The organism is Methylobacterium sp. CM6257, from assembly GCF_054611515.1.
Genome location: NZ_CM137735.1, coordinates 3846318 through 3869619, shown reverse-complemented (window position 1 = coordinate 3869619; position 23302 = coordinate 3846318). Strand labels below are relative to the sequence as shown.

Sequence of the window (23302 nt, the reverse complement as noted above, 5' to 3'; positions counted from 1 at the left end):
GCCCAATTGGCTCAGATGCCGGCGCATGGTCGGCTTCTTTGCAGACTGTGATGGAGGCCAGCGCCAACCCACGACCCAGGTCTTCCGGTTCCGGGCACGTGCGGTTAATGCATATCCGCAGGCGGTCGCTCCGTGACCTCAGCGAGAACGAGCCGCTACCGCCATTTCAGGCTCTTACCACCCGAAGTCATAACTTCGTCCACCGCCCGAACAATCTGAACCTTGGCCGAGTAATGAATCATATGGCCGAGTCCAGGCAGTACTGTCAGGGTGCTCCCGGCGACCGCCTCGTGGAGGCGATAGGATTGGTCGGTCGGATCAACGATCGCGTCTGCATCGCCAGTCATGATCGCCAGAGGCAAGCGCAAGCTCGAGTAACGTGCCTTGAGCAGCGCCACAGCCGTGTTCATGCTGGCGGTATCCTCAGCGCTTGCTCGGGCCTGGGTCGGATGAACCGCAATCCCGACCGGGAAGCGAGCCGTAAAGCTGGCAGGCACAGGTTGTGGCTTGAACACGTGGCGGAAAACCTGCGGGGCAAGCAGATGCCCCAAGCCTGCCGGCACCATGGAACGTGCGGCATCTCCAAGACCTGGGATAGCGAGAGGCGTGATCAGCGCCACATCGGCTCGCCGGGCAGGATAGTAGTAGCCGGACAGCAGGACCAAACCCCGCAGTTCATCTCGCGCCTGAGTTACCAGAGCCAGGGAAACAAGGGTGCCCCAGGAGTGCCCCACAATCACGGGCCGCTCGACATTCAGGCGTTCCAGCACACGACGAACCAGGCGCGCCTGAGCCGAGGCTGTCCAGACACGGTAACGTGGTCGCTCAGTGTGGCCGAACCCGGGTCGGTCGATGGCAATGACTCGGTAGCGCTTGGCGAGTTGGTCGACGAGGCCGCAGATGACGAAGTCTTCGGCCATGGTGCCGTTGCCGTGGATCAAGACCACCGGCCGGCCCCTCCCGCGTGCAATGTAGTGGACCCGCAGCCCATCGACCTCGACAAACCGCCCCGGGTGCCTGCTTGTCTGCTCGGTCTGGAGAGCCCTCGTTGCTTTCCCAGCCTGCCGCACAGCCTTGCTGCCCTGGCGCGCCGCAGCCTCACTGAACTTGATCGTCGACTTCAGGAGCTTGACGGTATTCGAGGCCACACGGCGAGTTGCACGCTTGGAGACCCGCCGCTTGATGGGTGGGAACAAGACAGTTTCTCCAGGCAGCGGCGGGGTCACGGAGGAAGGCATGACAGCTGAGGCGCCATCAGCCAACGGCGGCGTTCGACACCTATCCGGCTCCCGACCGGCGGTTGCTACGCACCGCGGTTGAATGAATTCATCACCCTATCGCCCATCATGTCTCATTGGACGCAGAACTCGGTCCGTCTGCACTGTGGCCAGCAGCATTGACCAGATCCTGCCCGAGCTTGAGTGCCGCGCCGTGAGCCCGGGTCATCTCACTAACCTGAAGATCTATGAAGTCAGCCGGCGACTTCGCGCGGCTTAAGGCACGCAGGTGCGCCAGCGCCGCGTCACCTTCCTTGCGCAGGTACGACCACATGGTCACGTTCGCCTGTACAGCGGTGTGCGCGAGTTCGAGCGGGCCGGCAAGCGCCCGGACTTGGCTCGTGGCGCGGCCTCGCCAGCTGCTCGCGCCGACACTCACGTCGTCTTGTGAGCTCGCGTCCGATGTGATCGCCGTTTCCGGCGGCACCGAATTGCGGCTCTCGGCCAAAGTTTCGTCGGCCACCGCACCAGAAGGGCTCGCTGAACTCCGCGCGCCTAGCTCCGGCTCACCGGCCGCAAGCGCAGCCTCGGTAGATGGCAGTGTTGGGTCGGCGGGGGCAGCTTGTGGAACCGGCGTGGTCTCTCGGGAAGCCTCGGCTTCTCCTGGATCGACACTTGGCCCACTCTCACCCGGAGCCGACGCCGGCTCGGCTGGCCCGGTGGGATGGAGCTGGATGGCGGTGGCGGAGACCGTCTCGAGAAGCTCGGTCGCGAGCGGCGCCTCATGCTCGTGCTGGTCAGGCGCATTTACGGCCAGTGCCTCCGGCAGGAGCGCAGGCTTCGACGCTTTATCAGCGAACGGGATATGGGCCGCTACCTCCTGCGGCAGAGCCGCCGGACGGCTGCTGTCATTCACAGGCGCCCCCTCAGGGTTCGCCTGCTCTGTGGAGCCTGAACCACGACGACCACGCCGCCACCTCATCCCGAACCCTCTCCGGCTTTAACCGTGCGGCCCCCCTGCACGTCCTTGTTCAACGCGCAGAGGAGAGTTTTTGGTCAGAGCTGATCAGGCCTTGTTGGGCTGAACTGCGCTCGTGAGCTCCTTGGCTTGGGTCTGCAGAGCGGCGAACTGGGTGCGCACATATTCCGACTGGAGCTGCATCGCCTCCTGAAGGTCGCGAGCCCGTACAAGCTTCTGAGCGAGCTCAAACGCAGCCGTGACGTTCTGCTCGGTGAACTCCAGGCCACGCGAGAAGGCGACGCTGGCAGGCAGCTCAGCGGTCTTGGTCGAGGTCTGCATCGTCTCAGTCGCCTTGCGGGCGGTCTGCATGAAGGTGGAAACCGCATTGCGGGCCTGGTCGACGCTCTTCTCGGCGAAGTCGCGCATTTCGGTCGGGATCTGGAAGCTCGGCTGGGTGGTGCTCACGGGATTTTCCTCAAATCAGAAACGGCAGCGCCGCATCGATTTGTATGGCGCGCGAGAACTCTATGGTGCAGTGCACAATGAGCGTCAAGATAGGCGGGGTAATGAGTCCCTGGCCCGTCGACCGGCGGCTCTGTCGGTCCGCCCCCACACTAATTGGGGTCGGGATTTGCTCCCCGCACCAGTCCAACATGGCTCCGTGCGCGAACTTGGCGCCCAAGACCCGCGCCAGTTCACGCTCGGCTCCCTGCGAACCCGGCCGCGAGCCACTGCTCCTGACATCCAACAGCTACCTCCAAGCCCTTTATCTCGATCGGCTCAGATCTGCGCGATGGGAGTCGGCCCACGTCCGCTTTCGGGATGATGCTGGGTTCGGCTGGACGGCGGCAATGGGCGCAAAGTGGAACGTCCGCATTCCCGCTATAGATCAACGTCGCTCGACAAACAGCGATACTCGGCCGGTGCGAGGCAACTTGGCGCGAACAGACCGCTCATGCAGGCCCGCTCCGCGGCTCGTCAGCACACTGCTGGACGAGCCGCGAGAGGCGGTAACACCGATCACAAGATCACATCTGCCGACAGGGCCGGCATCACACATCACATGCTGACCCCTTGAGGGGGTAAGCATACCAACCACAAGATCACATCACGGGTAACCAGATCAAAATTCTTGGTCTCCCGATTCCTGTGCCTCCTCCCCATCGAGGAGCGCTGCCTCGCCACTCGCATCAGCAAGGACATACATACCTCGCCCTCGTGTGCTGACCTCGCCCGCTTTGCCCATCTTGAGGAGCAACTGCCGGATGTTTGCGCTCGGCACACCAAGTTCGACGCTGAGCTCTGCTGGCGATAGTGGCCTGCCTGCTTCTGCCAGCGCCGACAGGATGGCCTGCCGCTCGTCGCTGCGCCTCACCTCGGAGGCCGGTCCTTGCGCCAACCAGGTGCCGGAGGCTCGGTCGAACGACAATGCGGTCTCGATCTCCTCGATGTCGCGCCCTCGGGCATAGAGCGTCGTGCCCTGGCTGCTCTTGTCGAGGATCAAGACCGTGTCGGCAGCGCCCGTGAAGCCGTTGGGTTGGTGCCGCTGACAGTCTCGAATGGGTCCTCCGCGGCCATCTTCCTGGTATGGTGCACCACGACGACTGCGATGCCTGTCTCGTCCGCCAACTCCTTCAGGGGACCAAGCGCCTTGTAGTCAGCCTCGTAGGCAGTGTCGCTACTGAGGCGCTCCGGCCGGATTTTGGTGAACACGTCGACGATGACCATGCGGGCGTTCTCGGTCAGGTCGACCCACTCGCGAATGGCCTCCGCTCCGCCCGCGTCCAGGCGAGGGCATTCTGTGTCCAAGTATAGGTCTGCCGGGATGCCTTGCTGGTCCTGCAGGCATTGGCGCAGGCGCAGCTGCAGGCGACGCTCGTTGTCCTCCAGGGCGAGGTACAGGACCTTGCCCTGCTTGACCTGCACATTGCCCAGCGCCAGACCGCCAGTGGCGACGGCAAGGCCGAGATTGAGCGACAGCCACGATTTGCCGGTCTTCGGCTTGCCGGCAATGATCGACAGGCCGGGCTGGATGTAGCCAGGTACGACGTGCTCGATCGTCGGCAGCTTCTTGGCCAGCAGTGCGGTGGCCGACTGGCGACCGAGCCTGGGGAGCCGCCGGACCTCGCGGACTTCCGCGCCTGCCGTGGTCTCGCCACTCTCGACTGTCTCGTCTGGTGGTGTGTGGACGAAGCCAAGCATTACTGCGCTCCTGCCTGGATCGTTGGCAGGGCGGACAGCCAGCTCTGCAGGTCGTCGGCCAGGATCAAGGTCCGGCGGCCGAGCTTGCGCGCCTTCAGCCGGCCGGACTTGATCTGCTCGTATAGGAAGCTACGGCCTACCCCACTCACCTTCACCGCTTCCGCGATCCCGTAGCTCAACACCGTGTTCATGATCATCCTTGTGCATCCGCCGGGACCGTCCCGGTCGGTGCACAAGAGGTGACCCAAACCCGCGTGCTTTAACATCCAGCACGGATTTAGATTCGTGTCATGATTTCTGCGGGGGGTTTTCTCCCGGCGTTTTGCGAGGTCGCCCACCCCGTGTCCAGGTGGTAGCGCCCGCGTCTTTAACCGCCTGAGACCATTCCTCTTTTGCAGCAGTCACTGTGAGGCCAGGTATCTTTCCTACCAATTCCTCCACCCAGGGCTCCTTCACCCTCGTGCGCTTGTGTGGCGAAGCTTTCATCTCTGCGTAGAACTCATCGTAGGCTCTCTTCCTGGCGGACAGCTTTCCTGCCACGTGATCACTCGGTGCCGGCCACAACTTCTTGATGAGCACCGAGTCGAATCGAATTTCATCATTATACGCCGCCATCTTCCCTGGCATTGCAGAGCACCAGACGCCGTCGGTCTGGTTGAAGGCAATATGGTGGTCAATCCAGTGATACCTGCCGAGGTCCGTGCGGTGTGTGGCTCCCTTTGGCCGGCTTGAGGCAACGAGATCGCCACGTTGCAGCGCAGTCGTTAATTCCTCCAACGCCTGGCGAAACTTCCGCCCTTCCTCGCTTTTTGGGTTGGACACGGCCATGTACTTGCCAAGGGCCGTTTGATTGAAGAGGGTGATAGTATTTAACCAAATCGGCCGCGACTTGGGAAGCTTTGCCGCGGAGGTCACATCCACCAGGTCTCGGTCATGGAAGGCAATCCAGGCAAGCGCCTGCTCCAAGGTCCAGAAGGAATCGTCGAAACCGGACACGAACAAACCACTCCTATTTCAGCGCCTCTTCAGTCCGGCATTGCCGCGCGACAGAAGGCGTTCCATTGCTGCATCAGCACCCGCCGCTTCTCGAACAAGTCCGTTCGAAAGTAGGCGGCCTCGACTTTGTCCTTGTTGGTATGAGCGAGCGCCGCTTCTGCCACCTCGCGAGGTGCGCTCGTCTGCTCTGCCGCCCAGTCACGGAAAGCGGAGCGGAATCCATGCACCGTGGCATCGACCTTCATCCGGCGCATCAGCATCTCCAACGCCATGTTCGACAGCGGTCGGCCCGGCTTCGCGCCGGGGAAGACAAGCTCGCTGCGGCGCGCTTCGTATAGTCCCCGCAGGATCTCGCAGGTGCGCTGAGAGAGCGGAACCCGGTGCTCACGGCCGGCCTTCATGCGCTCCTTCGGCACCGTCCAGGTGCCCCGCTCCAGGTCGAACTCACTCCAACACGCGCCCATGGCCTCGCCGCTGCGAGCCGCCGTCAAAATCGTGAACTCCAGGCAGAGCGCGCTCACGGATCCACTCTCGCGAAGGCGAGTCATAAAGGCTGGCAGCTCCTGATAGGGAAGCGCCTTGTGGTGTCCGCGTGTCAGCTTCTGTTGCTTGGGTAGCAGGTGGTCGAGATGGCCACGCCAGCGAGCGGGGTTCTCGGCGGCCCTGTGGCCTTTGGCTCGAGCGGCATCCAGCACCTTCTCAATCCGGCCGCGCAAGCGCGAGGCGGTCTCGGGCACCCTGGCCCAGAGCGGCTTCAGTATGGCGAGGACATGATCGGTGGTGACCTGATCAACTGGCACAGCGGCGATCGGCTCGCAGTAGCAGCTTAGGGTCGTGCGCCACTGCGCGCGGTGCTTCGGATTACGCCAGCCGGTCTCAAGGGAGGCCATGACCTCCTCGGCCATCTCGCTGAAGGTCGGCACCGGCTTCGCAGGCTCCGCGTTGCGCATCGCAAGCGGATTGCGTCCGTCTGAGAGGTGGGCGCGAGCGGCGGTAGCGAGTTCGCGGGCACGAGTGAGGCTGACGCTGTTGGCGCCACCTGAGTTGGCGCTGCCGAGGCCCATCTCACGCAGCTTGCCCGCCCCGGTTTGCCCGGGTTCGCGCCACCGGAACAGGAAGATCCAGCGACGCCGCGATCCATCGGGCGAAATGGAGAGGTACAGCCCTCCACCATCGGCATGGCGGCCAGGCTTCTTCAGGGTGGAGACGGCTCGGGCAGACAGGCGGTTGGTGGTGCGCGGCACGGCATTCTCCCGGAGTGGCCCTAACACAGGCCCCAACAATGATGCCGGATTGTGGCGGACAAATGTGGACGCCGGAGAACAGATGCCACGCATCTCTTTGAATTGCCGGAGGTTCAAGAACATGTCCGGACGTTGATGGATCACCGTACGACGGACGCTCCCTCCGCCAATTCAACCGGCTAAGTTCCTGCGAAAGCCGCGATCTTCGCGGCGATCGGCGTCTTCGCCCCGACTTCTACTCCAACGTTCCTGCCGGATTGCGGCAAACGCCCGCGAACACCGGTAAGCTGAGAGTTCCACAGGACCGTACAGGCGCTGGGGCGGAGTCGTCAGAGAGCTGCCGAGGGGCAACGGGCGACCTCGACCGAAGCGATCCTGTGAGAGTTCGCGCGAGAGGTTGAGTGGGCAGGGCTATGCGCCGACGGCCTGAAGCCGGACGGTATCGCGAACGGGGCAAGCTCATTTCGCGACGCGCCCATCAGGCGTAGTGTGCCGCTTCTGACCAACCAGGGAGCGGAACAATGGGCTTGCTCGCCTTCATCCTGATCGGTGGCCCGTGGGTGGCGGCAACGGCGTGGCTTTGGCACCGCGAAGGCGGGCTCAGAGCATGGCGTCAGGCCACTCAGGGCGAGGCGGCCAGCGACTCCTGACGGCAGAAGGCCGCGTTCGATCACGTGGTGGCACACGCGGGAGGACACGGATGCAGACCCGAGCGGCGAGCATAACGCCCGTTTCCGATGTCGCGGCGAGCAAGTCGCGCCCCGCGCGACTGATCCTCGTCCTGCTGACGGTCGTAGCCCTCGTCAGCGTCGGCGCAGGGGCGGCGCGTATCCCCAGGACGGCCGTGGATCCGGACCTTGTGCGGGTGATCCGCTTCATGGCGCTGATCAAGGGCGGCCTCGCGCTCGCTGCGTTCCTCGGGAGCTACTGGCGCTTGGCGCGGCCTGCTGCTCTGTGGCGGACCTCCATTTACGTCGCCGGACCGTCGCTCATAGCCGCAGGCGCGGTTGGATTGTGGTCGCTGCACTACCTCGGGGTTGCGGCGCTGGGCCTCCATCTCGGCCTTCTCGTTCTGCTCGCGGCAGTGCTGACCGACCCTGATTTCTTACCTGACCCGTCGCTTCGCAGGCGGCGACGCCAGTGACCTACATTGATTTGGGCGAAGCCGTAGAGAGCTGCCGAGGGGCAGCGGGCGACCTCGACCGATCAGCGCGAACAAGAATTCGCGCGGGCAGTAGGGCAGGCCAAGCCATGCGCTGACGGTCTGCGGCCGGAGGATCTTCAGAACACTATCTGGATCGGAAAAACGCGGCCACGTGTTGATGTCAGGATGCGCGACAGAAATCCAACCATCGACTTGGAAGTGCTCGCGGAATTCATCGAAGAGTTCGGCCCGACAGCAAGAGCTGCAGTTTCGCCTCAGAAAAAACTGATTTCAACTCATTAAAATGCAATCACTTGCCACGATTGCAATAACATGAAATATTGCTTACTATCGACTCTTATGAGAGAGGTAAGAGCATCATGCGAGCGAGCAATATTTGCCTATTTATCGGCATTTCGTTCGGATGTTTGTGCGCGCCAACAGCGTTCGCAGACGAATTGCCTCGGTCCGGCGAGTACACGGTCATCTACACAGGTATCAATACGTCACCGGTCAAGCCTATGCCCATTGGTGTCAACCGGGCGCTAGTGCCGAGCCATGCCACGATGACAGCCGTTAACACAGCGGGCAGCGGCTTTCTGCATAACCTGGCCGGCCGCTGTGTCGGTCTGGCGACCTTGGACAACGATGCCAAGACGGTCGAAAGCCACGGCCACTGTGTCTATGCGGATGCCGCTGGCGACCAGATCTTCGAAAAGTATGATTATCCGGTACAGGCGCAGGGCGCGAACCTGAAAGGCACCGCCCAGTGGACCGGCGGCACCGGGAAGTTCGCGGGCATCTCAGGCGATGTCCAACTCACGAACACGCGGCTCAGCGCCATGATGGACGGCGTGACGCAAGTGTCCGGCACCAAGACGGGCCGCTACTCGTTCGAAAGCACAACCTCATCCTTGAAGTGAGCTCGGGGCCGGGGCTCAGGTCCCGGCCTTTCGGAACCTGCCCGGCCAGTCGTGGCGCGCGGATCTGGGGTCACGACCTCGGCCAAGCCGTCGATCGCGTCCACGATCTCCTCCGGGGCCTTGCAGAGCGGGCCCGGACGGTACGTCGATGCACGTCCGTCGTAAGCGGGCGGCTCTCGAAGGAACGCGACCTCCTCGGCTCTGACGAACACTCCGCGCCTCGCCATCGCCCGCTCCCGTCGCCCGCGATGCGGAACGGGACCGAAACGTGGTGAGGGGCCGATGAGCCCTGAAGGTTACGGGTCTGCCTGCCGCTCCCGGGCGGCCTCGGCCGCCTCGGCGGTCGCCTGCTTCGCTAGCACCTCGATCCCGTCGGCGAGTGCCTTGGCGACTTCGCCGTAGCGATGCGCGGTGCTCCCAACCTGTCGGCAGAACAGGGCCGCCTCGCGCAGCCCTTGATTGTGCGCGGCCTCCAGCGCCATCAGCACCGCGGCGATCGCGCTGGACCGCTCGCGTTCGTCGTCCTTCAGGTGCGGCTTGAGAAGAGCGACAAGGCGGGCCTTCCACTCGGCCCGGCTTTCCGGCTGCGCGTCAGACATGGCATCGAGCTAGGCACCGCCGCTTTCCTCGGCTAGCCCCATCCGGGTTACATTCAGGTGGCCGCTCAGCAGCCCCTGCAGACGCCGCTCATCGTCCTCTTCATCCGAGCGTCCATGGCCTTCTGCCGCCCGTCCAGCTCCTTTTGCGTCTTGATCCGAGCCTGCTCCGTCTGAGGCGCTTGGACCTTCGCATCCGTGTCGACAGGGCGGGCCGGATCGGCACTCGGCTGTTGCACCGTCGCTGGCGTGGGCTGCCGGTGCGCGGGAGCTGCAGGAGCTGCGATCGCCGGGGTGGCCAGGAACACCAGCGCGATAGCGGATCGGATCATCGAGGCTCCTCCGGCATGAGAGCGGACGATAGCACGCCGGATGGAGAGGGCTAACGATCCGTCAACCGTGCGGGATCAGCCTGCCTTCAGCGATCGACCGCAAGGTCGAGCGGCGGCAGAGCAGCACCGGGCCGTCTTCAGCGGTCGGCCTCGGTGCGGCCGCGCCGTCGCAGTCGCGATCCCCCCGGGGGCATCGGGGGCGGGCTTTTTCATCTCATCTCGGATTGTGCTGAAGCCGCCCGCCATCGCGGTTCGCGCCATCCCATCACTCTCACGGCGAGACCGTCTCGCTCCAGCCGCCGGAGCGCTGCAAGCGCGACCTCCTTGCGCTCCCGGCCCGGGATCCCCGCCAGATCAGCGATCCGCGTGATCGTCATCACCTCGGGCGTAAGGACCGCGAGCACCCGGGCCCGCGTGTCCTTGCGGGGGCGTCGCCGGCGCTGTGTCACCGTCCTGCTTTGGCGGGGTGCGCCAACAGGATCGCGGTCCGGATCATCGTCCACTTGACGAACCTTCGCGTCTGATCCGGATCGGCCGCAGCCGCCCTGGCCGGCTGGTGCGCGTCCACGGCCGCGGCCACGTCGATCTGATGGCCCGAGGCGAAGCGGAACGGTTCAGCCTTCGGGTCCGCGAGGTAGGCTTCGACGGCGGCGTCGATCTCCTGGTCCGTGATCTCAGCGGCTCTGCGCAGATCGCCGATCGTAGGGGCGCGTCTAGCCATGGCGGAGAGCTATCGCGCGACCCTGTCCTCGACGAGCCCTGCGCGAGCCAGGGATCCGGCCGGTCGGCTACATCGGCGTCGTCCGTCTGCGATGTGCCATCAACGCCAAGGCGGCGATGCCCATCCACGGGCAGACGAACACGATGAAGGCGACCAGTCCCACGGCGATCCTCCTGTCGAGCGCCGGTAAACGCCGGACGAGCCGACTTCGATCCTGCCGCGTCCTCGCGCGCCAAGCGTCAGCCTCCACAGGGCGCTCCATGGAGCCACTCAGATGCTCGTCGGATTAGTGCTTAGCCGCGGGAAGGCCAGCATGAGCTGACTTTCTGCCCCGGTCGCGGCGCTCTTCACGAGTATATTCCTCAAAGCCACTGGATCAGAAGAAATGTATTGACACGTCGTGGTGGTATAATGGAGGCGAACTACCGTGATCTGGCTCGATAGTACCGGATCCACCGCCGACGACTACATCTCCGGCAGGATTGGTATCAGGCACAGGGTAGAACGGAGGTGGCCCATGGGGATCTGGTCCAACAGTGCCGCTTCCACCGCCGACGATCACGTCGCCAGCAGGCTTAGCATCCGGCACGGGATAGAACGGAGGCGGTCCATGGGGATCTGGTCCAATGGTGCCGCTTCCACCGCTGACGATCACGTCGCCAGCAGGCTTGGCATCAGGCACAGGGTAGAACGGAGGCGGTCCACTGGGATCTGGTCCAATGGTGCCGGCCCCATCACTGACAGATATCGTATCAGGCTGCGAGTGGTTGCTGCTGATCATGATCTTTCTCTGCGTCTATCAAGTACGAAATCATTAGACGCCCACTTTGCTAGAAGCTATGATGGATTTCTGTGGCCTGGATCACTGTTTGCAACCATGCATCCAATCTGAGCCCGATCCCCTGTCTCATTCACAAGCGTGCAAAGCTGCGGAAGTCGCATGATTCCCGCGTCTCTCTTCGCGGAAGGCGCAATTGTGGCGCGCGGACTTTTACCGGCCGAACCTGGGGCGCCGTCCGCGCTCCCCGTATTGTCGGAAACATGCAGCTGTTCAGCGCCGCGATGGTCCGGTCTAACGGGCTCAGCTTGCCGCCAACTGCGCCTCGGCCAGTTCGATGAGTTGATCGATCTGTGCAAGTCCTTGGCCAGCAATGGCTTTGATGTTTACAGCGAGGCCACCGAGCTGTGCGTGTCCGGTCAGCCCTGACAGGCCCTGATCTTCCATGACACCGCACAGGTGCACTCGATTTCGGCGCAGCTCTGCCAGGATTGCGCCAAGCCGGGCCGCCGACAGGCTCGTGGCTCGGCCCTCGGCCAGAAGCTCGGCCGCGATCACATCGAAGGAGGCCAGCGCGGTTGTCTCGTCGCTCTTGCGGCGGAACGGGATGATCGGGTTGGTCATGGAGCCATGCCCTCAACCAACCCCATGCGCCGCCTGGCGCACTTGGCGGGTGGCGCGATCAACCTGTTCGCTCGCCCGGGCGATAGCTTCCATGCCGCCGGCAATCGTCGCTACTCCGTGCGCGGCCGTCTGCATGCTGCCCGACATCTCCCGCGTGACCGCCGACTGCTCCTCCACCGCTGCAGCAATCGCCGCTGAGATCTCGTCCAGCTTGTTGATGGTGCCTTGGATCGAGCCGATTGCGTCCACCGCCTCGCGCGTGGCCGATTGGGTCGCGGTGATCTGCCCGCGGATCTGCTCTGTCGCCTTGGCGGTCTGCTGGGCCAACGCCTTCACCTCAGAGGCTACCACCGCGAAGCCACGCCCGGCCTCGCCGGCTCGCGCCGCCTCGATGGTCGCGTTCAGCGCCAGGAGGTTGGTCTGCCCGGCGATTCCCTGGATCATCGTCACGACCTCGCCGATCTGCGCAGCCTGGCCACTCAGGCCCTCGACGATGCTACCGGTGTGCTGGGCCTGCTCGACCGCCTCGCCGGCCATCCTGGCGGCGTGGCTGACCTGCTGGCTGATCTCGCCGACCGAGGCCGACAACTCCTCCGCGCCCGAGGCCACGGCCTGGATGTCGTTCGAGACCTGGCCGACCGTACCGACGGCCTCTGCCGTCTGTCGCGTGACGTCCTCGACCGCCCTGCCGATGGCGTCGAGATCCGCGCCTATTGCTCGCCGCGCTTCGGCACGGCGCTGGCGCTCGTCCACCTGTGCGGTAACGTCGGCGGCGAACTTCACCACCTTGAGCACCGTCCCGTCCGCGTCGGTGATCGGATTGTAGGTCGCCTGGATCCAGACCTCGCGCCCGCCCTTGGCAACGCGTCGGAACTCGCCTGCCGCGAACTCCCCCCGCCCGAGCCTCGTCCAGAACGCACGGTAGGCTTCGCTCGCCCGCTCGGCAGCATCCACGAACAGGCTATGATGCTGTCCCCGGATCTCGTCGAAACGGTAGCCCATCGCGTCGAGGAAGTTGCTGTTAGCGTCGAGGATCGTGCCGTCCGGTTTGAAGGCGATCACGGCCTGCGAGCGGTGCAGCGCGGTGATCTGGCCGTCGAGATCGAGGGAGCGCAGCTTCTGCGCGGTGATGTCGGAGGCGAACTTGACGACCTTCACGACGCGACCAGCGCGGTCGAGCACCGGATTGTAGCTGGCCTGGATCCAGACAATCCGACCACCCTTAGCGACACGTTTGAATTCGGCCGCTCGGTAGGTGCCCTGCCGCAGAGTGTCCCAGAAGGCGCGGTACTCCGCGCTGTCACGGTGAGCGGCCTCTACGAACATCGCGTGGTGCTGCCCCTGCACCTCGGGCAGCGTGTAGCCCATCGCCGCCAGGAAATTGGCATTGGCAGTGAGGATCGTGCCGTTGGGCTCGAACTCGATAACGGCCTGCGAGCGGTCCAGCGCCTCGAATTTGGCCGCGAGATCCGGCAGCCTACGCGCTCCACCGAACATCGTTGCTTCCTTTCGGCAACGCCGGAGCGTCCGGCCAGTGCATTGTCGCTGCAAGCAATATCCTGCTATAGATACTACTTAATCCTTAACAATATACGGGATGCCGAAGCTTGGCTTTGAAACTAATCTATATCAGGCCGCGAAATTAGTACACGCTTCGACACATCGGGAAACAAAGCAATTTATGTGTGCTCGAACAAGGCGAGGGCGCGCCACACGCCGGTTAACAGGTCGTTGCTTGCGCTTGCGGGTTCGTAGCGTCCTGCCGCGCTGACGGCGGGGCGCCCGATCCGGCGCAGCACCTCGCGCTCGAACGCGACGAAGTTCTCGACGCGCCCATCAGCGGAGCGCAACGGCCTACAATCGATCTCGACACGGTACTTGGTGCCATCGTCGCGGTAGTTGGTGAGATAGCCGTGGAAGCGCTCTCCGGCCGCCAGGGCGCGGCGGAAGGCGTCCAGCGTAAGCCGCCGGGTTTCCCTTCCCTGCATGAAGCGCGGGCTTTGTCCGATGACGTCGTCCAGATCGCGCCCGACCAGCCTTCCGAAAGCCGGGTTGGCGTAGAGAATGGTCGGCCCGGGCGAGTTGGTCATCGAATCGGTGACCACGATGCCGACGGCGGCATCATGAGCCAGGGCGCGAATGAGTTCGAGAGTCGTCATCTCAGGGCGACGTTATGAGCCCGCCGAACGTGGAGCAGCCATCTCCGACGCATGGCTGTTGAGCGGAACCAACGCGTTCGTGACGAGGAATGGTAACGCCGTTGTTCGTCATACCGTTCAGCCGCATGATGCCACGGCATAGTTCAGTCTCTCCGCCGCGCGACCTCGGCTGCCACGAGGGCGAGGACCGCCCACTCGGCCGGCGTAAACCGGGCCGCGAGCCCCGGCGGAAGCCGCCCCGAGGCGGCCCGACCGCGACGGCGCTCCGTCGAGGCATCCATGCGCGGGCGCGCGCCGGCGGTCCTCCCGTGTGATTTTACACGGTTCTGTGTCTGTGCTGTGATCAGGTCACCCGTTTGGACCAGGTGCGTTAGCGTACTGTTCGGGCTTCGTGCGGGTTTGTGTCCAGCGTCAGACGAGCGGCGCCTGTCAACGAGAACAGACAGCGCCTCGGCCTCAGTGATTTTCCTGTCCGCGATGGCGGCCAACAGCGGATCGGCGCGAGGCGATAAACAAGTACGCTTTAAATTGTATTCGCATCGACCTAAGGCCTGCCGTTGCGCTCGGAATGAAACACGATCACGAGCGGGTGGTCACTCAAGGCGACCTCAAGCCGCTTAGAAATTTTTGCGCTCCGAATGGGACGCGTTCCTACAGTTGGATCGTAGATATCGGCCGCGACGCCTTCGGCATTTACATCAATGGCGACAATATCTTGTCCGGTTATGCGCTCACTCCAAACAATTAGCTGAAAAGTTCCATTTTTATGCTGAAGAAGCAGATCATGTACGGTCTCCGGCTGGTCGACTATTCTATAATCAAGAGGGCCGGCGACATCCAGCTTCCGATCGTCGCCCAAGATCGATGTTAAATTGTGAAGATAGACCGCAGCCTTGCGGGGAGAGTAGTCGGGCCTGAAGAAGCCAAACGCTTGGTTGCCCGACTCATCTTCGCGGTCCCTCAAAAGATAAACAGCAGTGTATTTGTATCCTTGCTTGAATTGCGATAAGTACATGTTGAGCAGGTTGACTCCATGCATCTCTTCCGTGATGGGCCATCCAATCGTCGCCCCGGTCTCAGTTGTCACCCGAGGCAAATTTCTCAGCTGGTCTTCGCTGTATCCAGGAAAATGCTTGGCCCAGGTGGCGCCAAAATTCCCGTAAAGCCCGTCCACCTGGGATGCCGAGGTAGGATCTGCGGCATTCCACATTTTATTGTCCGCCGGCCGCGGCGAGTGGGGATGATAGATGTAGTTGTGAACGTTGGCGTAATCTGCGTACTCGGTACCATCCGGCATCAACGTTCCTGCGCCGATCGGAATCTTCAAGTATTGCAGGCCGACGTTGTCTCGCTGCGCTCCCGGCTCCGAAACTGACCAGACTGGGTATTTCCTGAGTACAGGGTCGCTTTTCACCGCACGATAGAGGTCGCGCTGGAGATTCGCGACAGCCCGCCAAGAAGGAGCTTGGCCGCCGCCTTTCTCGTGCTGATACTCCACGCCCCAATTGTTCGGCTCGTTGTTCCCCTCGAACGCGAGCAGGGCACCGGCCTGAGCGAGGATCTTACCAGTACTGAGAAGTTTTCCTAGATCTGTTCCGCCACTCGCAAGCCCCCAACTGAACACGGCGCCTGTCTTTTCGTGTAGTTCAAGAAACGTATTGATGGTTGTCGCGCCGTCATCGCTCAACCCTTCTATGCCGCCCCTCACCCATCGAAAGCCGCAGTAATTTACCATGTCTATGGTTTTATCCAACGGCTGCCCTCGATCGGGGAATGTGCTCACGACTCCGATACTATTTAGAAACTCAGAAGTTGATACAGCAACGTGCTCGGTGGCGTGAGATACAGGGACGTCGACGAATAATAAGAAAGCAATTGCGAGCGCCCTGATTGCGACTTCATACCTTTGTGAATTGTGACGCGGCCGAGATAGATCGATCATGTGACCTCCGACGGCGATGCCATTAGGGATCTACTCTGCACGATCCCACTGCTTCATGCATGCGGTCTTCAGACGCATGGTTTGAGGTCGCCTCCGCTCTGCTTCCGAGGCGTGCGTATTGAGCAACCTCACGTGCCTGGACGGCGGTCCCATCCGTTCATTCGCATCCCGCCTTCGGCGCCTCTTCCAAGAGGCGTCGGATGAGGTCAGCGAGGCACCACTTTCAACTCGCCGTTCATCCACATCTCCCCCACCATCGTGGACATGCAGGTCGTCAAGCCTTGGTAGGACGGCGCCACCAATTCAGAATGCTTGGCGCACGCTGCGCGGACACTCTCCGGCGCTTCCGCCCACAGGGCCCGAATATGCCGTTCAGCCTTGGCCTCATTGTCGAGACACTGCTGCTTGAACGCGTCATCGTCGACGAGGTCGGCGGTGGTGTCGCAATAAGCCTTGGAGTCGATTGTCGGGATCGGCTCGTCGGCTCGTGCAGAGCCCATCGCTGCGACGTTTCCGCATAGGAGGCAGGCGAGGGTGCGTATCCGAGAGCCGACGCGGATCATTCCAGATAGCCCTTCGCCTTCAAGTGCTCAGCGAGGAGCTTCCGTCATGCTCCTGAGAGCCAGCGTGGTGACGCAGGTACTCGTGTCCCGCAAGTCACTCTTTCAAAGCATGACATACAGCTTCCGGACGTGCCACTGAACGTCCCGCGACGGATTGCTCGTGAGCGGTGTAGCGGTCGACTGCAGTGAGCAGCTCAGGCGCCCCCCCGGCCCATCATCGGTGTCGCGTCGGTCGGCGGGCGACCGCGCCCTCTTTTTCCAATACGGCCCGCAACGGTGTTTGCGCCAACGCGCGGGCCAAAGCCGTGGAAGCAGCCACTCGTCCAGTCTCAGACAACGCCCTCCGTCTCACGGAAGAAGTGCAGATCGGGATCAGGAAGGGCGGGTTTCAATTTCTGCCGGGCACCTCCGACCCCGTCATGACATGTGAGTTCTCATGAGGCGCGACGACAGCACAGAAGACGACCGGGTGTTACCTTCTTCAGGCGCGTTCAGCTGCGCCCTCCTGAGCGCGTTAACGGAAAATTAACCTTACCAGCCACGGTATTGCAGCATTGGTATCTTGGTAGACTGACTAAGGCCGCTACGGGCACCGATGATGCAGTTTGGAAGGTGGTTATCACTGCGGAGCTTCCTTGCTGCGCTCCTGGCGCTGGCGGTTTGCGTCGGCGGCGGCTGTGTGATCCTGACTAGCACGACGGGAGACGCAGAGGCCGTCCGCGCGCTCGACGCGGCGCTGCAGCGCGTCGCCACGGCAGTCTCGGAGAAGCTGGGCGACGGTCTCGCGACGGTCGAACGCGACGTGAGCCTCGCTGCGGAGAACGCGGTCTTCGAGCGCGGCGGTCGCGCATCGGCGGTGCAGGAATTCCTCGGACGTTGGCGCAGCCTCCACCCGGATTACGCCGACATCCTCTTCGCCGACCGGTCGGGTCAGGTCGTGGCGACGGCGAGCGGATCCTTCGCCGGCTCCGACGTGTCGGGCACGACCTGGTTCGCACGCGCGTTGACGGGCCTGGCGATCGGCGACGCCAGCGAGCGCACCCGGGCCGGCGTCGAAGTCCCGCGCAACGTCATCATCGGCGCTCCCGTGCGCGGCGGCGGCGCGGCCGCGGCCGGCGTGCTGGCGATTCAATTGACACCGAGCTGGATCGAGGAAGCCGTTTCGGCCACGCGCCGCGTCCTCGGAGGAGCCGCCCAGAAGGCCAGCGTGCAGATCGTGAACGCCGGCGGCCGCTCGATCCACCAGTCCGGGGCTCCGGCGGCGGACAGAGAAGCGCGCGAGGCGAACGCCGTCGTCGGCGACGAGGCGACTCTCGGCTGGTTCGTTCTGGCGAAGGGAAACCGGCAGCCTGAGGCAGGATCTGCGCTGCTCCAGGGGTTAGCGCTGCCTCTGGTGCTCGCCTCGGCGCTGCTCGCCGGCCTCGTCGGCTGGCTGCTGGGCACGCGCCTCGGACGGTCCCTAGCCAGCATCCGCAATGCAGCCGCCGAGGATCAAGTCGCATTGCTGCCCAGGAACGCCTCGATCACGGACGTCGCCGATCTCGCCGACACCGTGGAGACGTGTATCGGTCGAAGCGTGGGCAGGGAGCGTATCCAGCAGGAGACCCGGGCAGCCCTCACGCGCAGCCGCGACCGCGTCCGTGCCGTGAAGCTTCTCAGCGGCTTCACCTGCTGGGAGATCGACCTCCGGAACGGACAGGTGACCTGGGCGGCCGGCTCGGCCGATATGGCCGACAGCACGTCGGAGCGGGCCGACGATCTCGATCAGGTTCTGGCGCGCATCGACGCGGAAGACCGCGGCCTTCTGCGCCGCGCCATGCAGGCGGCCTGTGAGGAACCCGGCTCCGTCAGGGAAACCGCTGTTCGGACGCTGGCGGGACGGGAGGAGGCGAGGGGACGGCAGCTTCTACTCCGCATGACTGCCGTTGCAGCGAACGGTCAGCCGATCCGGCTGCACGTTCTCAGCCGCGAGATCGGCATCGTCGCTCTTCCGGCACCTCGGGCGTCGCATGTTCCCGAGGTCGTGCGGTCGGGCGAGCAGGCCGTTCCCCCTCTCGATGCGCGAGCCCACGCAGTCATCGCGGGTCTCGCGCATGAGATCGGCGAGGCCCTGACGTCGGTCACCAGGACGGCGGCCGCGCTCGGGAACGGGGCCTGGGACGCGCAGCATCCGAACGGCGTCCAGGACATCGTCCGCCAAGCGGCCCGGGGCACTGCGCTGACCCGGAAGATGACCGCGGTCCTCAATCGCGATACGGGAGACAGGCCGGACGCCACCGCGACGCAGGCTCTCTCCGCGACCTTGGAGCTCATATCCTCCGCGATCCTGCCCGGCTCGGTCATCATCCAGTCGCCGGCGCAGGCCCTGCCGGCGCTCACCTGCACGGGTCGCGAACTCGAAGTCATGCTCCTCAATCTCGCGAGCGACGCGCGCGAGTCGCTGCCCCGTGGGGCGACGGCGACGTTCGCGGTCGAGACCGATCCGTCTGCTGCGGGCGACGGGCGGATCGGGCTCCGGGTCGTGCTCACCGCGCCGACCGAGTTCCGCGCCGACCGGGGGGTGGCCGCGATCCGCGACCTCATGCAGGACAACGGCGGCACCGTGGCCGTTGAGAGCCTGCCTGACCGGACCTTGGTGACGCTGTCGTTCCTCAGAGCGCAGGCCGCGCGTGCAGAGCCGACGGACGTCCGCAACGCGGCCGGCGCAGCCCCGATCCTGCTCATCGAGCCCGATCCGGTCATGAGAGCTGCGACCGCCGAAAGCCTCGCGGGGATGGGTTACCCTGTCCTTGCGGTCGCTTCCGCGGAGGAAGGCCGTGACGCCCTCGCGGGCCGCCGCGACTTCACCGCGATCCTGTGTGCGCACACGACACCGACGGTGAACGGGGTGCTCTTGGCCGAGGTCGCGTCGCGGACGCATCCGGCAGTCGACATCGTGCTCATGGCAGCCGAGGAGGTGATCGCGCGTCCCCCGACGGCTTTCAGATGGCTGCAAAAGCCATTCGGATCTCAGGATCTGGCGCGCGCCCTGGAGCGAAGCTCAGCCGTGCAGCGCGACGCGGCGTGAGCACCCGCGCCTCGCCCCGGTCCGTCACCGGTGCGTCGCGCGGGCGGGGACCGGCTTCGCGCAAAAACGTCTTGCACCGTTGCAAAACCGTCGCATCGCGAGATCAGGCGCATGTACCCGCGAGGCTGAGCCGAGCCCGTGAAGCACAGAGCGCATCATGTCTCAGTCGTGCTCTCCATTGGAAATACGCGCATCGGCATGCGAAGTCATTCTCTGACAATATACTACAGCTTCTCTTCGGATTGATCGCCAACGATCAACTCACAGGCGCGATTGCCCACAATATGGGCATCTTACTCACCTGCATGTACAGCCAAACGGAAACAGAAGCACCGGTGTATATAGCGCCAATATCGTACACAACCTGAGGTTGTGTGGTATTGATGTTTCGATATACAGTCTCCGCTGGCGCGTTAACTTATCGTTAACCTGCGAAACGCTTCATGTGGCATGTGGCGCTGCAGCGATGCCAGCCTCACCGACGGGTCGGACGCCGGATGAAACACGCTCACACCATTTCCTATCTCGTCGCCGTTCTGGCCGTGGCGGGTGCACCGGCGGCTGCCTCGGCGGCGGACTGGTACACGGGCGCTCCGACGGATGTGGCGACCGACGACTACATCGTGGCGATCGACGCGGCGGCGACCGTCACCTCGAACAGTTCCGCGTTCGGCGTCGTGACGGCCACGATCGCGCCCGTGACCCCCCTCAATGAGAGCGGCCCGCGGCTGCGTCTCCAAGGACTGAGCGGCGTCTATTCCTACCCCGGTTCCACGAGCGGTCGGACCGTGCGCGGCGAGCAGGAGGAAGGCACCGCGATGTTCGGTTACGAGTGGATCTGGAAACAGGCCGCACTCGCCGGATATGTCGGCTTCAACGTCCGGAACAACGAGCTGTCCGTGCTCGATCCGCGCAATCCCGTCGTCGGCACCGGTGTCGGCGCCAAGTTCGCCGCGGACCTCTATCTCAATCCGACCCTCGAGACGCTGCTCGCCGCCAACGCGTCCTACTCGACCCTGTTCCGGGCCTACTATGTCCGCGTCAAGGCCGGGTTCGCGGTGGCCGACGGCGTCTTCATCGGACCGGAGGCGACGCTTCTCGGCGACGCGTACTTCAACCAATGGCGCGTCGGCGCCCACCTGACCGGCTTCGCCGTCGGCCCGATGAAGTTCTCGCTGGGGGCCGGCTACGCGCACGACCGTGTGCAGAAGGGCGGTTACTATACCAGCGTCGAGGGCCGCGCCGCGTTCTGATCAGTCTTGAAACGCGATCAGCGATATGGCTCTCTCGAACTATAATAAAACATCCCAGAAGTTTTGCCTTCCAGCCCTTAACCGGCTCGAAGAACGAAGACTTGTGTGCCGCGTCAAGGAGTCGAACCAGTGACTGTGATGGCCGTACGAGTGCTCTGGCTCGTCAGCGCCGCGCTGGTGCTCCTGCTCCTCGCGCAACCGGTGGGGACGTCGATCCAGCTGGAGATGAGCCTCGGCGCGATCGGGCTGATGGCGCTGCTCTGGCTGTTCGGCCGCGGGCGGCTGGCCCGCTCCGTCTTCCTGGCGGTCGGAAGTCTGGTCGTGCTCCGGTACCTGTACTGGCGACTGTCGAGCACACTGCCGCCGATGTCGGACCCGCTCGGGTTCGGGGCCGGCGTCGTCCTGGCCGCAGCCGAGGTCTACTGCTTCTACATCCTGATGGTCAGCCTGATCGTGAACGCGGACCCGCTGGCGCGCGCGATCGTCCCGGCGGGCGCGGACGACGACCTGCCCACCGTCGATGTGTTCGTGCCGAGCTACAACGAGGACCGTCACATCCTCGCGACGACGCTGGCGGCGGCCAAGGCGCTCGATTACCCGGCCGAGAAGTTGACGATCTGGCTCCTCGACGACGGCGGCACCGACCAGAAATGCGCCGACGCCGATCCGACCAAAGCCCGGGAGGCCCGTGCCCGCCGAGCCTCGCTGCAGGAGCTCTGTGCGGAGCTCGGGGTCTCGTATCTCACGCGCCGGCGCAACCTGCACGCGAAGGCGGGCAACCTGAACAACGGGCTCCAGCATGCCTCGGGGGAGATCGTGGTCGTGCTCGACGCCGATCACGTGCCGTTCCGGTCGTTCCTGCGCGACACGATCGGCCACTTCGCCCGCGATCCGAAACTGTTCCTGGTCCAGACCCCGCACGCCTTCCTCAACCCGGATCCCGTGGAGCGCAACCTACGCACCTTCGACCGGATGCCGGCCGAGAACGAGATGTTCTACGCCGTCAGCCAGTGCGGCCTCGACAAGTGGAACGGCTCGTTCTTCTGTGGCTCGGCGGCCCTCCTGCGCCGGACCGCGCTAGAGGAGGCTGGCGGCTTCTCCGGCATCACCATCACGGAGGATTGCGAGACCGCCTTCGAGCTGCATTCGCGCGGCTGGACCAGCGTCTACGTCGACAAGACCCTGATCGCCGGTCTCCAGCCCGAGACGCTCTCCGATTTCATCGGCCAGCGCTCGCGCTGGTGCCAGGGCATGCTCCAGATCATGCTCCTGAAGAATCCGCTGTTCAAGCGCGGCCTGAAGCCGATCCAGAAGCTCTGCTACCTGTCGAGCATGACGTTCTGGTTCTTTCCGATCCCGCGACTGATCTTCATGGTCGCGCCGCTGCTGTACATCTTCTTCGACATGAAGATCGTGGTCGCCAACGTCGACGAGGCTATCGCCTACACGGCGACGTACATCTTCGTGAACCTTCTGATGCAGAACTATCTGTACGGACGGGTGCGCTGGCCCTTCGTCTCGGAACTGTACGAGTACGTCCAGGGCCTGTTCCTGATCAAGGCGACGGCCTCCGTGATCCTGTCGCCGCGCAAGCCGCAGTTCAAGGTCACCGCCAAGAACGTGACCCTCGACCGTGATCAGCTCTCGCCGCTGGCGCTGCCATTCTTTCTCGTCTTCGCGATCCTGCTCGCCGCCGGCTGCGTCTCGACCTACCGCTACGTGTTCGAACCGGGCGTGACCAACCTCATGCTGGTGGTCGGCCTGTGGAACGGGTTCAACCTGATCACCGCGGGCGCGGCCCTGGGGGTGGCGGCCGAGCGCGCCCAGACCGAGCGCATGCCCTCGCTCGCCGTCGAGCAGCGCGCGGTGCTCACCCTCAACGGCTTGGCGATCGACGTCGCCGTCGAGCGCATCTCGAGCGAGCGCTGCCGGATCCGCATGGACGCGATCGTGCCGATGCGCCGGAGCACGGACAGCGACCTCGGCAGGCTGTCCGTGCCCCCGCGCGAGGGGCTCGCGCCCCATATCGCGCGCGCGGCGATCCCGGTGCGGCTGAGCGGCATGACGGCGGCCGGCGAGGAGACCGTCTGCGACCTGACCTTCGAAGCCCTGCCGACGGACGCGTATCTCGTCCTCGCCGAGCTGATGTACAGCGACGCCGAGGCGATGGCGCGGTTCCAGAACGGGCGCCGCAAGCACAAGAACCTCCTCGCCGGATCGCTCCAGTTCATGTGGTGGGGCATCATCGGGCCGATGCGGGCCGTCTCCTGCCTCGCGCGGCGCAGTGCCGCGCCGGAGCGCGTCGAGGCTCCGCAAGCCGAGGCCCGTCCGCCGCGCGCCGTGTCGCTGCATCGCCGCGGGGCGGACGGCATCCGACCGGAGGCAGCGGCACCGATCGGCCCGCTCGCCACCGCACCACAGACACGGACCCGGCAGCCCGAAGCCGAGCAGGAGGATGCCACGTCGGGCTGGCTGCGGCTGATGCTCGACGCCGAAAACGCCGCGCTGACCCGCGACCGTCGGCGCACCTCCGATCTCGGCGCCGCGCCGCAGCCCAGTGCCGGTTGAGATGGGGACCCC

20 protein-coding genes and 1 pseudogene are annotated in these 23302 nt (G+C 64.1%); 5 read left to right on the top strand and 16 right to left on the bottom strand.

Features of this window, described 5'->3' with window-relative positions:
* Positions 1-155: 155 nt before the first annotated feature.
* From ACYCO6_RS18905 to ACYCO6_RS18870, 8 genes are all read right to left on the bottom strand, one after another.
* Entirely contained in the window at positions 156-1196 is a 1041-nt protein-coding gene (locus ACYCO6_RS18905) for an alpha/beta fold hydrolase (protein ID WP_459762160.1), read from the bottom strand.
* A gap of 148 nt (positions 1197-1344) precedes the next feature.
* On the bottom strand, positions 1345-2133 hold the full coding sequence (locus tag ACYCO6_RS18900) for a hypothetical protein (RefSeq protein WP_459762158.1): 789 nt from the start codon (positions 2131-2133) through the stop codon (positions 1345-1347).
* A gap of 150 nt (positions 2134-2283) precedes the next feature.
* Entirely contained in the window at positions 2284-2643 is a 360-nt protein-coding gene (locus ACYCO6_RS18895; RefSeq protein ID WP_459762156.1) for a phasin, read from the bottom strand.
* A gap of 658 nt (positions 2644-3301) precedes the next feature.
* The gene (locus tag ACYCO6_RS18890) at positions 3302-3682 is read right to left on the bottom strand and encodes a helix-turn-helix domain-containing protein (RefSeq protein WP_459762154.1); all 381 of its coding nucleotides are present in this window, start codon (positions 3680-3682) and stop codon (positions 3302-3304) included.
* Positions 3679-4380: an AAA family ATPase gene (locus tag ACYCO6_RS18885; RefSeq protein WP_459762152.1), complete on the bottom strand. Its 702-nt coding sequence runs from the start codon at positions 4378-4380 to the stop codon at positions 3679-3681. The genes ACYCO6_RS18890 and ACYCO6_RS18885 overlap by 4 nt, the downstream gene beginning before the upstream one ends.
* The gene (locus ACYCO6_RS18880; RefSeq protein WP_459762150.1) at positions 4380-4571 is read right to left on the bottom strand and encodes a helix-turn-helix domain-containing protein; all 192 of its coding nucleotides are present in this window, start codon (positions 4569-4571) and stop codon (positions 4380-4382) included. Before ACYCO6_RS18880 ends, ACYCO6_RS18885 begins: the two co-directional genes overlap by 1 nt.
* Positions 4572-4668: 97 nt before the next feature.
* Positions 4669-5376: a hypothetical protein gene (locus ACYCO6_RS18875; protein WP_459762148.1), complete on the bottom strand. Its 708-nt coding sequence runs from the start codon at positions 5374-5376 to the stop codon at positions 4669-4671.
* A 29-nt stretch (positions 5377-5405) separates the two neighbouring features.
* A complete protein-coding gene (locus ACYCO6_RS18870) occupies positions 5406-6620 on the bottom strand; it encodes a tyrosine-type recombinase/integrase (protein ID WP_459762146.1) in 1215 nt (404 codons plus the stop codon).
* Between the two features lie 700 nt (positions 6621-7320).
* Here ACYCO6_RS18870 and ACYCO6_RS18865 point away from each other — a divergent pair.
* Positions 7321-7764 carry a hypothetical protein gene (locus ACYCO6_RS18865; protein WP_459762144.1) on the top strand — a complete coding sequence of 148 codons (444 nt, stop codon included), beginning with the start codon at positions 7321-7323 and terminating at the stop codon, positions 7762-7764.
* Positions 7765-8144: 380 nt separating this feature from the next.
* A complete protein-coding gene (locus ACYCO6_RS18860; protein ID WP_459762143.1) occupies positions 8145-8687 on the top strand; it encodes a hypothetical protein in 543 nt (180 codons plus the stop codon).
* A 296-nt stretch (positions 8688-8983) separates the two neighbouring features.
* Here ACYCO6_RS18860 and ACYCO6_RS18855 read toward each other — a convergent pair whose 3' ends face one another.
* From ACYCO6_RS18855 to ACYCO6_RS18820, 8 genes and pseudogenes are all read right to left on the bottom strand, one after another.
* On the bottom strand, positions 8984-9286 hold the full coding sequence (locus ACYCO6_RS18855; protein WP_459762141.1) for a hypothetical protein: 303 nt from the start codon (positions 9284-9286) through the stop codon (positions 8984-8986).
* 774 nt (positions 9287-10060) lie between these two features.
* Entirely contained in the window at positions 10061-10336 is a 276-nt protein-coding gene (locus ACYCO6_RS18850) for a hypothetical protein (RefSeq protein ID WP_459762139.1), read from the bottom strand.
* Between the two features lie 1081 nt (positions 10337-11417).
* The gene (locus tag ACYCO6_RS18845; RefSeq protein WP_459762137.1) at positions 11418-11738 is read right to left on the bottom strand and encodes a hypothetical protein; all 321 of its coding nucleotides are present in this window, start codon (positions 11736-11738) and stop codon (positions 11418-11420) included.
* A gap of 12 nt (positions 11739-11750) precedes the next feature.
* Positions 11751-13235 carry a methyl-accepting chemotaxis protein gene (locus ACYCO6_RS18840; protein WP_459762135.1) on the bottom strand — a complete coding sequence of 495 codons (1485 nt, stop codon included), beginning with the start codon at positions 13233-13235 and terminating at the stop codon, positions 11751-11753.
* 182 nt (positions 13236-13417) lie between these two features.
* Positions 13418-13897, bottom strand: a complete 480-nt coding sequence (locus tag ACYCO6_RS18835) for a PAS domain-containing protein (RefSeq protein WP_459762133.1) — start codon at positions 13895-13897, stop codon at positions 13418-13420.
* A 146-nt stretch (positions 13898-14043) separates the two neighbouring features.
* Positions 14044-14196, bottom strand: a pseudogene (locus tag ACYCO6_RS18830) (helix-turn-helix domain-containing protein); the annotation flags it as partial.
* Between the two features lie 245 nt (positions 14197-14441).
* A complete protein-coding gene (locus ACYCO6_RS18825) occupies positions 14442-15839 on the bottom strand; it encodes a glycosyl hydrolase (protein ID WP_459762131.1) in 1398 nt (465 codons plus the stop codon).
* A gap of 206 nt (positions 15840-16045) precedes the next feature.
* Complete coding sequence (locus tag ACYCO6_RS18820) at positions 16046-16339, bottom strand: hypothetical protein (protein WP_459762129.1); 294 nt, start codon at positions 16337-16339, stop codon at positions 16046-16048.
* A 742-nt stretch (positions 16340-17081) separates the two neighbouring features.
* On the opposite strand from ACYCO6_RS18820, the gene ACYCO6_RS18815 reads away from it, so the two are divergent.
* From ACYCO6_RS18815 to bcsA, 3 genes are all read left to right on the top strand, one after another.
* Positions 17082-19469, top strand: a complete 2388-nt coding sequence (locus ACYCO6_RS18815; protein ID WP_459762127.1) for a hypothetical protein — start codon at positions 17082-17084, stop codon at positions 19467-19469.
* A gap of 497 nt (positions 19470-19966) precedes the next feature.
* A complete protein-coding gene (bcsS, locus tag ACYCO6_RS18810; RefSeq protein WP_459762125.1) occupies positions 19967-20722 on the top strand; it encodes a cellulose biosynthesis protein BcsS in 756 nt (251 codons plus the stop codon).
* Positions 20723-20860: 138 nt separating this feature from the next.
* Positions 20861-23290, top strand: a complete 2430-nt coding sequence (gene bcsA, locus ACYCO6_RS18805; protein ID WP_459762123.1) for a UDP-forming cellulose synthase catalytic subunit — start codon at positions 20861-20863, stop codon at positions 23288-23290.
* Positions 23291-23302: the final 12 nt, after the last annotated feature.

What these genes read in the sequence shown, in the direction of transcription:
- ACYCO6_RS18850 (WP_459762139.1), bottom strand. Translation starts at nt 10,336, where the DNA reads ATGGCTAGACGCGCCCCTACGATCGGCGATCTGCGCAGAGCCGCTGAG.
- ACYCO6_RS18835 (WP_459762133.1), bottom strand. Translation starts at nt 13,897, where the DNA reads ATGACGACTCTCGAACTCATTCGCGCCCTGGCTCATGATGCCGCCGTC.
- bcsS (WP_459762125.1), top strand. Translation starts at nt 19,967, where the DNA reads ATGAAACACGCTCACACCATTTCCTATCTCGTCGCCGTTCTGGCCGTG.
- ACYCO6_RS18845 (WP_459762137.1), bottom strand. Translation starts at nt 11,738, where the DNA reads ATGACCAACCCGATCATCCCGTTCCGCCGCAAGAGCGACGAGACAACC.
- ACYCO6_RS18820 (WP_459762129.1), bottom strand. Translation starts at nt 16,339, where the DNA reads ATGGGCTCTGCACGAGCCGACGAGCCGATCCCGACAATCGACTCCAAG.
- ACYCO6_RS18840 (WP_459762135.1), bottom strand. Translation starts at nt 13,235, where the DNA reads ATGTTCGGTGGAGCGCGTAGGCTGCCGGATCTCGCGGCCAAATTCGAG.
- ACYCO6_RS18885 (WP_459762152.1), bottom strand. Translation starts at nt 4,380, where the DNA reads ATGCTTGGCTTCGTCCACACACCACCAGACGAGACAGTCGAGAGTGGC.
- ACYCO6_RS18825 (WP_459762131.1), bottom strand. Translation starts at nt 15,839, where the DNA reads ATGATCGATCTATCTCGGCCGCGTCACAATTCACAAAGGTATGAAGTC.
- ACYCO6_RS18860 (WP_459762143.1), top strand. Translation starts at nt 8,145, where the DNA reads ATGCGAGCGAGCAATATTTGCCTATTTATCGGCATTTCGTTCGGATGT.
- bcsA (WP_459762123.1), top strand. Translation starts at nt 20,861, where the DNA reads ATGGCCGTACGAGTGCTCTGGCTCGTCAGCGCCGCGCTGGTGCTCCTG.
- ACYCO6_RS18865 (WP_459762144.1), top strand. Translation starts at nt 7,321, where the DNA reads ATGCAGACCCGAGCGGCGAGCATAACGCCCGTTTCCGATGTCGCGGCG.
- ACYCO6_RS18855 (WP_459762141.1), bottom strand. Translation starts at nt 9,286, where the DNA reads ATGTCTGACGCGCAGCCGGAAAGCCGGGCCGAGTGGAAGGCCCGCCTT.
- ACYCO6_RS18880 (WP_459762150.1), bottom strand. Translation starts at nt 4,571, where the DNA reads ATGAACACGGTGTTGAGCTACGGGATCGCGGAAGCGGTGAAGGTGAGT.